Genomic DNA, 14,045 nt, shown 5'->3' on the forward strand with positions numbered 1-14,045 from the left:
CCATCACCGCCAACGAAGGCAACGCCCCGACCAACGTCGCCAAGCAACTGGCCAAGGTCTACGCCGAGTACGACCTGGACGCGCTGCCGGGCGTAGCGCTGACCGGTGGTGCCTACTACACCGGCAAGCAATATGCCGATGAAGCCAACCACGTGAGCCTGCCATCGTTCACCACCTTCGATGCGGGTGCGCGCTACAAGACTCACGTGGCGGACAACGACGTGACCTTCCGGGTCAACGTCGCCAACCTGGCGAACAAGGAATACTGGCTGAACAGCTTCTACCTGGGTGATCCACGGACCGTGCAGTTCTCGGCTCAGCTGGAGTTTTAAGGCCCCCAATCGCGACGGTTCGGCGCCCCGACAAGCTCGCTCCTACAGGAAATCGTCTCTCCCTGTAGGAGCGAGCTTGCTCGCGATTATCTGCACCGCTTTCTACCGACGGTTAGCCAACCCCATGCAAGCCAAAACCATCCGCCGCTGGTCCGCGATCCACACCTGGACCAGCCTCATCAGCACCCTGTTCCTGCTGCTACTGGCAGTCACCGGCCTGCCGCTGATCTTCCACCACGAAATCGACCACCTGCTGGGTGACGCGCCCGAGCTGAAGGTGATGCCCGCCGACACCCCGAAACTGGACCTCGCGCAGCTTGTACTCAAGGCCGAGGCCCATCGTCCGGGTGAGGTGATGCAGTACTTCGGCTGGGACGAAGACGACAGCAACGGCGTGGTGGCGATCATGGCCGCCACCGCCGGCACCGAGCCCAACTCGTCGCACACCTTCATGCTCGACGCGCGTACCGGCGAGGCGGTGGAAATGCCGTCGGCCAACGGCGGTTTCATGATGACCATGCTGCGCCTGCACGTGGACATGTTCGCCGGCCTGCCGGGCAAGCTGCTGCTGGCATTCATGGGCGTGCTGTTTGTCGTGGCGATCATTTCCGGCGTGGTGCTTTATGCGCCGTTCATGCGCCGGCTGGACTTCGCCACGGTGCGCCACGACAAGTCGCGGCGGCTGCGCTGGCTCGACCTGCATAACCTGATCGGCGTCGTCACCCTGACTTGGGCGCTGGTGGTGGGCGTCACCGGGGTGATCAGCGCGCTGTCGGATCTGGTCATCGCAGCATGGCGCAACGACAGCCTGACGGCGATGGTCGCGCCGTACCGTGATGCACCGCCGCTGACCGTGCTGGCACCGGTCAGCCGGGTACTGGATATCGCCGCCGACGCTGCGCCGGGCATGACGCCCGACTTCATCGCCTTCCCCGGCACACGCTTCTCCAGCGAACACCACTACGCGGTATTCATGAAGGGCAGCAGCCACCTGACCGCCCACCTGCTGACACCGGTATTGATCGACGCCAGCACCCTGGCGGTCACCGCCGTGGGCGAGCGGCCGTGGTACATGGACGCCATGGGCCTGTCACAGCCGCTGCACTTTGGCGACTACGGCGGCCGGCCGATGCAGATTCTGTGGGCGGCGCTGGATGTGCTGACCATCATCGTACTGGGCAGCGGGCTCTATCTCTGGTGGGTGCGTCGGCGCACGGCCGCGGAGGGGGCGCGATGAACATGAAGGTGTTTGGCATGCCGCTGTTGATCGGGGTGCTCGGGGCGGCGGGGTTGTTTGCGGCGCTGCTTGGGGATGGTTGGTGGGATGCGCTGGCGTGGGTTGGATTGGGGTTGCCGGCCTGGTATGGGTTCAGGGGCTTTTTCAGGTAGATATCTGCCTTATCGCGAGCAAGCTCGCTCCTACCCCCTACCCTGTAGGCCTGTAGGCCTGTAGGCCTGTAGGCCTGTAGGAGCGAGCTTGCTCGCGATAAGGTCCCCCAACGCAGCCCCTCGTCGCGACACCGCCACCTCCGGGAACATTCCCCCGCCAATCCACTCCAACACCTCGTTTTCCCTGCCTTTACGGCTGACGAGGTCTTTGCCATGAAACGTTTCGCGCTGGTCACCCTGATGACCCTGGCCGCCAGTTCGGCCTTCGCTTTCAACCTCAACGACGCGGCCAATGCCGTGTCCGCCATGCAAGGCAAGTCCGATGACGCCGCCGTGCAGGCACCCGCCGCTTCGGCCAATCTGCTCAACACCCTCGGCAGCGAACTCAAGATCACCCCGGAACAAGCCATTGGCGGCACGGGCGCTCTGCTGGGCCTGGCGCGCAATCAGTTGAGCAGCGGCGATTACCAGCAACTGAGCAAGGCCGTGCCGGGCCTCGACATGTTGTCTGGCGAAAATGCCCTCGGCGGGCTGGCGGGGTTGGGGGATCTGCTCGGCAAGAGCGGTCAGGCTTCAGCGTTGAGCAATGCGCTCGGCGGAGAGGTGAAGAACGGGACGGACCTGAACAACGCGTTCAGCGCCCTCGGCATGGAGAACGGCATGATCGCCCGCTTCGCGCCACTGATCCTGCAGTACCTCGGCCAGCAAGGCGTGGCCGGGTCGTTGTTGCACAACCTGGCCGGCATCTGGGGCAACGGCACCGTCACACCGCTCGCCCCGGCAACCGTCCCGTCAGTTTAATTCCGCGCGCAGGGCCTCGATCCGCCCATCCTTCTCGCGCCACAACTGGTTGACCCAGTCCTGCACGGCCTGGCGCACCGCCGGGTCGGTCTCGTAGTCGCCGGCCCACAGCGCCGGGTCCAGTTCACGCACCTGAATATCGACGATCACCCGCGGCAACCCGCCGCTGACCAGATCCCAGAAGCCCGGCGCCTTGTCGCCGGGATAAACGATGGTCACGTCCAGCAGCGCGTCGAGCTGCTCACCCAAGGCCGCCAGCACAAAGGCGACACCACCGGCCTTGGGCTTGAGCAGGTGCCGATATGGCGACTGTTGTTCCTGGCGCTTGGCCTCGGTGAAGCGGGTGCCTTCCAGATAATTGACCACGGTCACCGGCTGACGCTTGAACAGCTCGCACGCCGCCTTGGTGATGGCCAGGTCCTGGCCCTTGAGGTGCGGGTGTTTGTCGAGGAAGGCCTTGCTGTAGCGCTTCATGAACGGGTAATCCAGCGCCCACCAGGCCAGGCCCAGCAGCGGCACCCAGATCAGCTCCTTTTTCAGGAAGAACTTGAAGAACGGGATCTTGCGGTTCAGGACCTGGATCAGCGCCGGGATATCGACCCAGGTCTGGTGGTTGCTGACGCAGAGGTAAGAAGTGTCCAACCGCAGGTTGGCATTGCCGCGCACATCCCAGCGGGTGGGGATGCACAGGGCGAAGATCAGCTTGTCGACTTCGGCCCAGGTCTCGGCAAACCACATCACCGCCCGCGAGGCGCGATCACGGTGATGGCCAGGCAGGACCAGCTTGAGCAGCGCGCAAAACAGCAGCGGTCCGATCATGATCAGGGTGTTGAGCAACAGCAACAGGATGACGAAACTGCCGGTGAGCAGGCGGCGCATAAATCCACTCTTATTGTGGGAAAGACGGCCGGTCATGATAAGCAGCCTCGCCATGAACGCCAAATTCTGCCCGGCGAGTGTCGTGAACAAATGTTTCACGTTGTGTTCATTACCGTAGCTTGCCGAACCTAAAGCACAACGGCAGTCTAACTGTCGTCTCGTCCCAAGGAAGTCATGCCATTGAAACCACTGATCGCCCTGCTTGGCCTGCTGTCGCTGCCGGTGATGGCCGCCGAGCCGACCCTCTACGGTCGCTACGAATACATCGGCCTGCCGGAAATCGGCCAGACCCTCAAAGCCAAGATGGACACCGGCGCCCTCACCGCCTCGCTGTCCGCCAAGGACATCGAACAGTTCAGCCGTAACGGCGAGGACTGGGTGCGCTTCCGCCTGGCCACCAGGGATGCCGACAGCAAGGTCTTCGAACACAAGCTGGCGCGCATCAGCAAGATCAAGAACCGCGCCGACGAAGAAGACGAAGAAGGCACCGAGATCGCCCACCGTCCGGTCATCGACCTGGAGCTGTGCCTGGGTGATGTGAAGCGCACCGTAGAGGTCAACCTGACCGACCGCAGCAGCTTCAACTACCCGCTGCTGATCGGCGCCAAGGCCCTGCGCGAATTCGGCGCCGCGGTAAACCCGGCCCGCCGCTTCACCGCCGACAAGCCGGACTGCTGACGCAGTAGCTGCAAGGGGCAAGCTTCAAGCTGCAAGTTAAAGCAGAGCGGCCGGGTTTGGACGTGAAAGCGCAGCCCGCAGCAAATCGCTTTAAACTTGCCGCTTCCAACTCGCCACTTGTAGCTGCCTTTATGCCGCACATATTGATCGTTGAAGACGAAGCGGCCATCGCCGACACCCTGATCTACGCCTTGCAGGGCGAAGGCCACAGTACCGAGTGGGTGACCCTCGGCCAGGCTGCACTGGAGCGACAGCGCCAGCAGCCGGCGGATCTGGTCATCCTTGATATCGGCCTGCCGGATATCAGCGGATTCGAGACCTGCAAGCAACTGCGCCGCTTCAGCGAAGTGCCGGTGATGTTTCTCAGTGCCCGCGACGGAGAAATCGACCGGGTGGTGGGCCTGGAAATCGGCGCCGACGATTATGTGGTCAAGCCGTTCAGCCCGCGGGAAGTCGCCGCCCGGGTGCGCGCCATCCTCAAGCGCATAACGCCCGCAGCCAGCACCGCCCCCGCCACCGGCACCACGCCGTTCAACATCGACACCCTGCGCATGCAGATCCACTACCGCGAACACCCGCTCAGCCTGACCCGCCACGAATTCCGCCTGTTGCAGTGCCTGCTGGAGCAGCCGCAGCGGGTCTTCAGCCGCGAGCAGTTGCTGGACGCCGTGGGCGTGGCGGCCGATATCGGCTACGAGCGCACCATCGACAGCCATATCAAGAGCCTGCGCGCCAAGCTGCGCCTGGTCGCCGCCGAAGCCGAGCCAATCCAGACCCACCGCGGCCTGGGCTACAGCTACAACCCGGACCAAAGCTGATGCGCCTGGGTATTCGTATCTTCCTGGTGTATTTCCTGTTTGTCGGGCTGACCGCGTATTTCGTCCTCAACACGGTGCGCGAGCAGGTGCGCCCGGCTGTGCGCCAGTCCTCCGAGGAAACCCTGGTGGACACCGCCAACCTGCTGGCGGAAATCCTTCGCGATCAGGTCAAGGCCGGCACCCTCGGCCAGAGCGCGCTGCCGCAGTTGCTCAAGGCCTACGGCCAGCGTCGCCCCAACGCGCAAATCTGGGGCCTGTCCAAGAACGAGGTGAATCACCGCATCTACGTCACCGACGCAAAGGGCATCGTTCTGCTGGACTCCAGCGGCGAGGCGCTGGGCCAGGATTACTCGCGCTGGAACGACGTCTACCTCACCCTGCGCGGCCAGTACGGCGCCCGCTCGACCCGCAGCGATCCGGACGATCCAGACTCCTCGGTGATGCACGTCGCCGCGCCGATCCTCGACAACGGCACGCTGATCGGCGTGGTCACCGTGGCCAAGCCCAACCGCTCGCTGCAACCCTACGTCGACCGTTCGGAACAACACCTGGTTACTCTCGGTATCGGCCTGATCGTGCTCGGCCTGCTGGTGGGCGCGGCGCTGTCATGGTGGCTGACCCGCTCGCTGCGCCGGCTGACCCGCTACGCCCAGGCCGTCAGCGCCGGCGAGCGCGTGGCCCTGCCGCACTACCGAGGCGGCGAGCTGGCGCAACTGGCGGACGCGGTAGAGCGCATGCGCACCCAGCTGGAAGGCAAAGCCTACGTCGAGCGTTACGTGCACACCCTGACCCACGAACTGAAAAGCCCGCTGGCGGCGATCCGCGGCGCCAGCGAGCTGTTGCAGGGACCGATGCCGGAAGAACAGCGCCAGCGCTTCAGCCAAAACATCGAGAGCGAAAGCGCGCGCATGCAGCAATTGATCGAGCGCCTGCTGGACCTGGCCCAGGTCGAGCAGCGTCAAGGGCTGGAGGACCAACAGCAAGTGGCGCTGGCGGAGATGGTCGACGCCCTGCTGCTGGCCCGCAGCGCCCGCATCGAAAGCGCCGGCCTGCAGGTGCGTCAGCACGTTCCGGCGGCGGCGTGGCTGTACTGCGAGCCATTTCTGATGCGTCAGGCGATCGGCAACCTGCTGGAAAACGCCCTGGACTTCACCCCGCCTGGCGGCCAGTTGGTGTTCGAACTGGAACACGATGCACAGCGCGTGGCCCTGAGCCTGTACAACCAGGGCGCGGCGATTCCCGATTACGCTCTGGGCCGTCTCTGCGAACGCTTCTATTCGCTGCCCCGGCCGGACACCGGACGCAAGAGCACCGGCCTTGGCCTGAACTTCGTCGAGGAAGTCATGCAACTGCATGGCGGCTCACTGGAGATCGCCAACGTCGAAGGCGGCGTGCGCGTGTGGTTGTGGCTGCCCGCCAATCGCCTGAGCTGAATCTCCACACAAACTCCACATTCACTCCCGCGTCGCTCCACACAGCGCTCGCAGACTGGGCTCCTTCTCAAGCGGAGCCCTTCCATGAACAAAACCCTGAGTATCAAACTCGGCATCATCGCCTTGCTGGTGATCGGACTGCTGATTCCCCTGGTGATGATCGGCGGCCTGATCAGCGAACGGCAGTCCCTGCGCGACAGCGTGGTCGAGGACATCGGCCAGAGCTCCAGCCATGCTCAGCAGATCAGCGGCCCGATCCTCGTGGTGCCGTACCGCAAGACCGAGCGCGTATGGAAAACCCAGGACGGCCGGACCTTCCAGGAAACCCGCGTACGCACCCTCCACCTGGCCTTTCTGCCAGAGACTTTCGTCCTCGATGCCGACGCCAACACCGAGCTGCGCTCGCGGGGCATTTACGAGGCGCGGCTGTACCACGCCAACAGCCATGTCAGCGGCCAGTTCAAGGTACCGGCCAACTGGGGCATCAAGGACGACCTCGACGACTACCGCTTCGAAACACCGTTCATCGCAGTGGGCATCAGCGATATCCGTGGCATCCAGAACGGCCTGCAACTGCAACTCAACGGTCAGACCCTCGACTTCGCCGCCGGCAGCGGCGCGGACTGGCTCGGCAGCGGCGTGCGCGCCAGCGTACCGGGGCTCGATAGCCAGAACGAAATGCGCCTGGACTACGCTTTCGACCTCAAGCTGCAAGGCACCGGGCAGTTGCATGTGCTGCCGGTGGGCCGCAGCAGCAATGTGAATCTCAGCGCCAACTGGCCGCACCCGGGCTTTATCGGCAACTACCTGCCCAACAGCCGCGAAATCACCGACAAGGGCTTCAACGCTCACTGGCAGACCTCGTTCTTCTCCACCAATATGGAAGACGCCCTTGAACGCTGCGTGACGACCGACCAGTGCACGGACTTCCAGAGCCGGCGGTTCGGCGTCAACTTCGTCGATCCGGTGGACCAGTACCTGAAAAGCGAGCGGGCGATCAAATACGCGCTGCTGTTCATCGCCCTGACCTTCGCCGGCTTCTTCCTCTTCGAAGTGCTGCGTAACCTCAGCGTCCACCCGATCCAGTACGCCTTGGTGGGCGTTGCGCTGGCGCTGTTCTACCTGTTGCTGCTGTCGTTGTCCGAGCACCTTGGCTTTGCCCTGGCGTATGGGTTGTCGGCGAGTGGCTGTGTGGCGTTGATCGGTTTCTACCTGTGCCATGTGCTGCACAGCCGGGCGCGAGGGTTGGGCTTCGGTGCCGGGTTGGCGGTGCTGTACGCGATGCTTTACGGGTTGCTCAGCGCTGAGGATTACGCGCTATTGATGGGGGCGTTGCTGCTGTTCGCCTTGCTGGGTGTGTTCATGGTGCTGACGCGGCGGCTGGACTGGTATCGCGCGGGCCAGGGGGTGGCGGCATGAGTGGGTTGCGCGAGGAGCGGGTGTTCGCGAACGAATTAGCCAAGGGGATTGGCCACGTGTGGGTAGCGGAGGTGAAGGCCGGCTGGAGGAAGGTCGAGGACGGTAGCGAAATACTGATCGCGGTGGTGCCCGGATTGCGACCGCTTCGCGGTCGTTCGCGAGCAAGCTCGCTCCCACAATGACTTAAACCAACATCAAAGCCCTATGGGAGCGAGCTTGTCGGGGCGCCGAACTGCCGCAAAGCGGCCCCGAAAATGCCGGATCAGGCCGCCGGCGGTGCCGTCAGCTTCATCGAAGGGCGCTGACTGACCTGCGCATACCACGCCGCCAGCTTCGGCTGCTGCTCACGCCAGCCGAAGTTCGGCATGCGCAAGTCGATATAGCCCAGCGCACAAGCCGCACCGATCGCCGCGACGTCGAACACCGAAGCGAGTTCAGCAATATGCTCGGCCTCGAAATCCGCCAGACCGCGGCGAATCTTCTCCTGCTGCGCGGTGAGCCATTCGTCCCACTGTTTCTCAGCAGGCCGCAGGAACTGCTCGTAACGCGCCAGCACCGAGGCGTCCATGATCGCGTCCGCCTGCGAAGCCAGGCTCAGGCGGCGCCAGCGCGCGTCGCCCTCACGCGGGATCAGCGGGTTGCCGACGTGTTGCAGGTCGAGGTATTCGAGAATCACCCGGCTGTCATGCAACACGGTGCCGTTGCCCAGCACCAGCGCCGGGATCTTGCCGACCGGGTTGTCGCGGTTCAGGCCGGCATCGGGGTTCACCGGGCTCATGTTGATGGTGTTCAGCGCGACCCGGTCGAACTGCCCGGTCTCGTGCAGGAACACCGTGACCTTGCGCACGAAGGGCGACAGCGGCGAGTGGTACAACGTCATGCTCGGCGTGGTCATGGCGCGTCCTCAGTTGCCTTGCAGGCTGGGCGGCAGGCAGACACCGGTACCGCCGATGCCGCAATAGCCCTCGGGGTTCTTCGCCAGGTACTGCTGGTGGTAAGCCTCGGCGAAATACACGGTCGGCGCCTGGGCAATCTCGGTGCTGATCTCGCCGTAACCGGCCTTGCTCAGTTCAGCCTGGTACTGCGCCTTGCTCGCCTCGGCTTCCTGCAAGTGCTGCGGGCTGGTGCAGTAGATCGCCGAGCGGTATTGGGTGCCGATGTCATTGCCCTGGCGCATGCCCTGGGTCGGGTTGTGCAGTTCCCAGAACATCTTCAGCAGCTCGCCGTAGCTGAGCTTGTCCTTGTCGAACACCACCAGCACCACTTCGGTATGCCCGGTCAGACCCGAGCAGACTTCTTCGTAGGTCGGGTTCGGTGTAAAGCCACCGGCATAACCGACCACGGTGCTGACCACGCCATCACGCTGCCAGAAGCGGCGCTCGGCGCCCCAGAAGCAGCCCAGGGCGAAAATCGCGAAGTCGACATTCTCGAAGAACGGGCCGAGCAACGGCGTCTCTTTGAACACGAAATGCCGCTCGGGCAGGGACATCGGGGTTTCGCGGCCAGGCAGCGCCTGTTCAGCGGTAGGCAGGACGTTTTTGTTCACCAGGATTTCCGAACGCAGGACCATGGACCCATTCCTCTTGTCAGGTAGGAGACATCGCCGAGCGATGTCGTCTATTGGGATAGACCCGTAGTGTGCCCGAGTGTTGCGTGACTGTCAGGCCACCGGGCCACGCGGATAGCGCCTGAGCTTTTCAACCAGCTCATCGCCGGGGATCGGCTTGTCGAACAGGTAGCCCTGGCCGACATCGCAACGGTGACGACGCAGGAACGCCAGTTGCTCGGCGGTCTCGATACCTTCGGCGACCACCTTGAGCTTGAGGTTGTGGGCCATGGCCACCACCGCCGAGGTGATTTCCATGTCGTCCTGGTTGTCGGGAATTTCGTTGATGAAGCTGCGATCGATCTTGATGATGTCGATCGGGAATTTCTTCAGGTAGCTGAGCGAGGAGTAACCGGTGCCGAAGTCGTCCATCGCCAGGGTCAGGCCCAGTTGCTTGAGCTGGTCGAGCTGGCGGCGGGTGTCTTCGGTGGCTTCCAGCAGCAGGCCTTCGGTCAGTTCCAGCTCCAGCAGGTGCGGCGGCAGCGCTTCTTCCTGGAGGATGTTGGCGATCGAGGCGACCAGGTCCGGATCGGAGAACTGCTTGGGCGACAGGTTGATCGCCACTTGCAGGTTGGGCATGCCCTCGGCGGCCAGTTGCTGGCTCATGCGGCACGACTGGCGCGCCACCCATTTGCCGATGGGGATGATCAGGCCGGTTTCCTCGGCCACGCTGATGAACTGGTCCGGGCGGATCATGCCCTTTTCCGGGTGGTTCCAGCGCAGCAGCGCTTCCAGGCCGAGCAGGCGGCCGGTGCGCAGGCACAGCTTGGGCTGGTAGAACACCTGCAATTCGTTCTGCGCCAGGGCTCGGCGCAGGTTGTTCTCGACGAACAGCTTGTAGCTGGCCTCGGCATTCAGCGCTTCGGTGAACACCTGGACCTGATGCTTGCCGTTGGCCTTGGCCTTGTGCAGCGCGAGGCCGGCGTTTTTCATCAGGGTCTGCGGGTCGCGGCCGTGCAGCGGCGCACACGCCAGCCCCACGGAGCCGGTCACGTTGATCAACTGGTTGTCGACGAACATCGGTTTGTCGAGGGTGTTGAGCAGCGACTGCGCGGTCTGCTGGCCGCTTTCCATGTCGGTGTTGTCCAGCAACACGGCGAACTCGTTACTGGCAAAACGCGCCAGGCTGCCACCGGGGCTGAGGCTGTTGCGCAGGCGCCGGGCGAGGCTCACCAGCAGCTTGTCGCCGGTCTGATGGCCGAGGCTGTCGTTGATCCGCTTGAAGTTGTCGATGTCCACCAGCAGCAGGCAGATCGGCGTGTCGCTGTCGCGGGCGAAACGCTCGTCGAGGCTGCGGATGAACGCCGGACGATTGCCGAGGCCCGTCAGGTTGTCGGTGTAGGCCAAGCGCTCGATGCGCTGCTGGGCGAGCTTGTTCTGGGTGACGTCTTCGTAGATGCCGATGTAGTGGGTCAACTCGCGGTTGTCGCCATACACCTTGGAAATCGACAGTTGCCCCCAGTAGGGCTCGAGGTTCTTGCGCCGGCTCTTGAACTCGCCCTGCCAGCTATTGCCCACGGCCAGGCTGGAATCGTCGAAAAGCAATTCGCTGAGATTTTCCAGCGCCGACAGCTCGGACAGCCGATGCCCCTGGACTTCGTCGGAGCTGTACTGGGTGATCGCGGTAAAGCTCGGGTTGACGTACTCGACCACGCCGTCGCGGTTGACCAGCAGAAAGGCGTTGGCGCTCTGCTCCACCGCGCGTTGGAACAGGTACAAGGCGTTGGTGGCGGTGCGTCGGTTGTGGTTGTTGATGACCTGGGCGAACTGGTCCGCCAGCTCGCCGGCGAAGGCAATCTCGTCGGTCTGCCAGGCACGCGGGCTGCCGCCGTGTTCGAGGCAAAGGACGCCGACCACCTGGCCGTCGATGCGGATACTGGCATCGAGCATGGCGATGATGTCGCGCGGGCGCAGGCTCTCGGTGATGTCACGGGTGCGCGGGTCATGGCTGGCGTTGTGCGCATCGATAGCGCGGCTGGTGTGCAGCGCTTCCAGGTAATCCGGAAACAGACCGGCGTCGATCGCCTCAGGCAGGCGGTACTCGCGGGTCTCGCGGTAGAACGCGGAAATCGGCTCCAGGCGCTGGCCTTCCAGGTACCAGATGCTGGCGCAATCGATGTTGTAGATCTCGCACGCGCTGCGGGTGATCAGCTCGGCGGCTTCCTGCAGCGAATTGCTGGCGCTGTAGCGGTGCCGGGCCAGGTGCAGGATGAGGTCCTGCTGGGCCCGCACTCGTTCCAGGTGTTCAAGTTGTTCCTGCTGCGCCTGCTGGTTCAGCTTGAGGGCGATCTGCAGGCGGCTGTTGCGGGTTTCCAGGTCGTCGGCGCTGAGTTCGGTCATCTCACCGGGCTGGTCGTCCAGCACCAGCAGGTAGCCGCGCAGCAGGTGGCGATTGTGCTGCCGGTAGGCTTCGCCCACTTCCAGCAGGTTCAGCGGGCCATGGCTGGTGTGCAGGGTGTAGCGGGTCAGGTAGTGATTGCCGAGCGCCAACTGCGCTTCGATGGCGTCGTGCAGCTTGTAGCGCGCCTCGGGGGCCATGAGGCTGGCGTAGGGCGAACCAACCAGGGCACACAGCTCCACCGCCGGCAGACCGAACTGCCGTTCGCAGCCCGGATCGAGGTAAAGCATCGCCCAGCTAGCTTCGTTCAGCCGCTCGAAACGCAGCATGCCGAGCCGTGATGGCACCGGTAACTGCGTCACTACCTCGGCCGCCGGACGGCTGGCAGCATCGGTTTGGCTTTTCATGGGAAGCTCGCTCGAAAAAGACTGATGGCACGGGCTTGGCACATTGCTGCTATGCACGATTGGGCAAGGTTGCATCATGCGCCAGAGGCTGACAAGTAATAGGTTGGCTGGCGTCTTGATCTATGTCGGCATGGCGGCGCTTTTCTTCAGCCCCGCTACCGGTAAACGCCAGGCGGGCCGGGGCGCTGAACCGTTTTTTCGCAGACAAAAAAAGCCCCGTCAGAGACGGGGTTGAGGTACGAGCGTGGCAGCTCGAAAGCGGGCCTGTCTCCCCCGGCAGAGGGAGACAGGTGAACAACGGTTACAGCAGGATGGTGCGGATGTCGCCCAGCAGGTCGCTCAGGCGCTTGGTGAAGCGCGCGGCGGCTGCGCCGTTGATCACACGGTGATCGTAGGACAGCGACAGTGGCAGCATCAGCTTCGGCTGGAAGGCTTTACCGTCCCAGACTGGCTGGATGGTGGCCTTGGAAACACCGAGGATCGCCACTTCCGGCGCGTTGACGATCGGCGTGAAGCCTGTGCCGCCAATGTGACCGAGGCTGGAGATGGTGAAGCAAGCGCCTTGCATGTCGTCGGCAGACAGCTTTTTGGTCCGGGCTTTTTCGGCCAGGGCCGCAGCTTCGGCAGCCAGTTGCAGCAGGCTCTTCTGATCGACGTTCTTGATCACAGGGACCAGCAGACCGTCCGGGGTGTCCACGGCGAAGCCGATGTTCACGTACTTCTTGCGGATGATCGCTTTGCCGCTTGGCGCCAGCGAACTGTTGAAGTCCGGCAGTTCCTTGAGCAGGTGAGCAGAGGCCTTGAGCAGCAGCGGCAGAACGGTCAGCTTGACGCCAGCCTTCTCGGCCACGGCTTTCTGCGCGATACGGAACGCTTCCAGCTCGGTGATATCCGCCGAGTCGAATTGCGTCACGTGCGGCACGTTCAGCCAGCTGCGGTGCAGGTTGGCAGCGCCGACCTGCATCAGGCGGGTCATTGCCACTTCTTCGACTTCACCGAACTTGCTGAAGTCCACGACCGGGATCGGCGGGATGCCCGCGCCACCGGTTGCGCCACCTGCGGCCGGTGCTTCCTTGGCCTTCTGCATCATGGCTTTGACGTAAACCTGCACGTCTTCTTTCAGCACACGGCCATGCGGGCCGGTGGCTGCGACGGCGTTCAGCTCGACACCGAACTCGCGGGCCAGTTGACGCACGGCTGGGCCGGCGTGAACTTTGGCACCGCTGGCGACCACAGGCGCGGCAGCAGGTGCTGCTGCAGCCGGTGCCGGGGCAGCAGCGGCAGCCGGAGCGGCCTCAGCCTTGGCAGCCGGCGCAGGTGCTGCGGCCGGAGCCGGAGCAGCGGCAGGCGCGGCGCCCGCGATTTTCAGCTTGAGGATCAGGTCGCCAGTGCCGACTTCGTCGTCCAGCTTGACGATCACGGCTTCGACCACGCCAGCGGCAGGAGACGGGATCTCCATGCTGGCCTTGTCCGACTCCAGGGTGATCAGCGACTGGTCGGCGCTGACGGTATCGCCAGCCTTGACCAGCACTTCGATGATCTTGGCCTTGCCCGACGAACCGATATCCGGAACGTGGATGTCCTGAACGGTGGCGGTTGCCGGTGCGGCAGCCGCTGCCGGAGCTGCTTCAGCAGCCGGTGCAGCGGCAGGCGCGGCAGCCGGAGCAGCAGCGGCCGGAGCCTCAGGCGCCGCGGCAGCGGCACCCTCGACTTCCAGTTCCAGCAACTCGTCGCCTTCTTTCAGGCGGTCGCCCAGCTTGACCTTCAGCGACTTGACCACACCGGCCTTCGGCGCGGGGATCTCCATGGAGGCCTTGTCGGACTCCAGGGTCAGCAGGCTCTGGTCGGCCTCGATACGGTCACCGACCTTGACGAACAGCTCGATGATTTCACCTTCACCGCTGCCGATGTCAGGTACGCGAATGAGTTCGCTCACTTAAAAATA

General features: G+C 63.8%; 13 protein-coding genes. 8 read left to right on the plus strand and 5 right to left on the minus strand.

Translation table 11 applies throughout. The features are described 5' to 3' along the window. The 4 genes from DM374_RS25900 to DM374_RS25910 form a co-directional block, all read left to right on the plus strand. The coding region (locus DM374_RS25900) for a TonB-dependent receptor domain-containing protein (protein ID WP_157969748.1) at positions 1-332 on the plus strand (332 nt) is incomplete at its 5' end. Between the two features lie 124 nt (positions 333-456). Next, positions 457-1,569 (plus strand): PepSY-associated TM helix domain-containing protein, encoded by a 1,113-nt coding sequence (locus DM374_RS25905; RefSeq protein ID WP_110972437.1) that lies wholly within the window; start codon positions 457-459, stop codon positions 1,567-1,569. Further along, positions 1,566-1,721, plus strand: coding sequence for a hypothetical protein (locus DM374_RS33530; protein WP_175653416.1), 156 nt, complete (start codon positions 1,566-1,568; stop codon positions 1,719-1,721). Before DM374_RS25905 ends, DM374_RS33530 begins: the two co-directional genes overlap by 4 nt. A gap of 213 nt (positions 1,722-1,934) precedes the next feature. Further along, a complete protein-coding gene (locus DM374_RS25910; RefSeq protein ID WP_110972438.1) occupies positions 1,935-2,522 on the plus strand; it encodes a DUF2780 domain-containing protein in 588 nt (195 codons plus the stop codon). Here the strand turns inward: DM374_RS25910 and DM374_RS25915 are convergent. Further along, a complete protein-coding gene (locus tag DM374_RS25915) occupies positions 2,514-3,401 on the minus strand; it encodes an acyltransferase (protein ID WP_110972439.1) in 888 nt (295 codons plus the stop codon). The genes DM374_RS25910 and DM374_RS25915 overlap by 9 nt on opposite strands. A gap of 180 nt (positions 3,402-3,581) precedes the next feature. Here DM374_RS25915 and rloA2 point away from each other — a divergent pair, with 180 nt between their 5' ends. The 4 genes from rloA2 to creD all read left to right on the plus strand — a co-directional run bounded on the left by rloA2 (position 3,582) and on the right by creD (position 7,749). Continuing rightward, positions 3,582-4,079 (plus strand): retropepsin-like aspartic peptidase RloA2, encoded by a 498-nt coding sequence (gene rloA2 / locus DM374_RS25920; RefSeq protein ID WP_110972478.1) that lies wholly within the window; start codon positions 3,582-3,584, stop codon positions 4,077-4,079. Between the two features lie 131 nt (positions 4,080-4,210). After that, positions 4,211-4,897: a two-component system response regulator CreB gene (gene creB / locus DM374_RS25925; RefSeq protein ID WP_110972440.1), complete on the plus strand. Its 687-nt coding sequence runs from the start codon at positions 4,211-4,213 to the stop codon at positions 4,895-4,897. Further along, positions 4,897-6,330: a two-component system sensor histidine kinase CreC gene (creC, locus tag DM374_RS25930; RefSeq protein WP_110972441.1), complete on the plus strand. Its 1,434-nt coding sequence runs from the start codon at positions 4,897-4,899 to the stop codon at positions 6,328-6,330. The genes creB and creC overlap by 1 nt, the downstream gene beginning before the upstream one ends. An 84-nt stretch (positions 6,331-6,414) precedes the next feature. Next, positions 6,415-7,749 (plus strand): cell envelope integrity protein CreD, encoded by a 1,335-nt coding sequence (gene creD / locus DM374_RS25935; protein ID WP_110972442.1) that lies wholly within the window; start codon positions 6,415-6,417, stop codon positions 7,747-7,749. Between the two features lie 262 nt (positions 7,750-8,011). On the opposite strand, the gene DM374_RS25945 is transcribed toward creD, so the two are convergent. From DM374_RS25945 to aceF, 4 genes are all read right to left on the minus strand, one after another. After that, positions 8,012-8,644, minus strand: coding sequence for a glutathione S-transferase N-terminal domain-containing protein (locus DM374_RS25945; protein WP_110972444.1), 633 nt, complete (start codon positions 8,642-8,644; stop codon positions 8,012-8,014). A gap of 9 nt (positions 8,645-8,653) precedes the next feature. Further along, positions 8,654-9,319, minus strand: a complete 666-nt coding sequence (gene msrA / locus DM374_RS25950; protein WP_110972445.1) for a peptide-methionine (S)-S-oxide reductase MsrA — start codon at positions 9,317-9,319, stop codon at positions 8,654-8,656. 90 nt (positions 9,320-9,409) lie between these two features. Beyond that, positions 9,410-12,100 (minus strand): putative bifunctional diguanylate cyclase/phosphodiesterase, encoded by a 2,691-nt coding sequence (locus DM374_RS25955; protein ID WP_110972446.1) that lies wholly within the window; start codon positions 12,098-12,100, stop codon positions 9,410-9,412. A gap of 301 nt (positions 12,101-12,401) precedes the next feature. Then, positions 12,402-14,036: a dihydrolipoyllysine-residue acetyltransferase gene (gene aceF, locus DM374_RS25960; protein ID WP_110972447.1), complete on the minus strand. Its 1,635-nt coding sequence runs from the start codon at positions 14,034-14,036 to the stop codon at positions 12,402-12,404. Positions 14,037-14,045: the final 9 nt, after the last annotated feature.

It is taken from the genome of Pseudomonas huaxiensis, assembly GCF_003231275.1.
Taxonomy (GTDB): domain Bacteria; phylum Pseudomonadota; class Gammaproteobacteria; order Pseudomonadales; family Pseudomonadaceae; genus Aquipseudomonas; species Aquipseudomonas huaxiensis.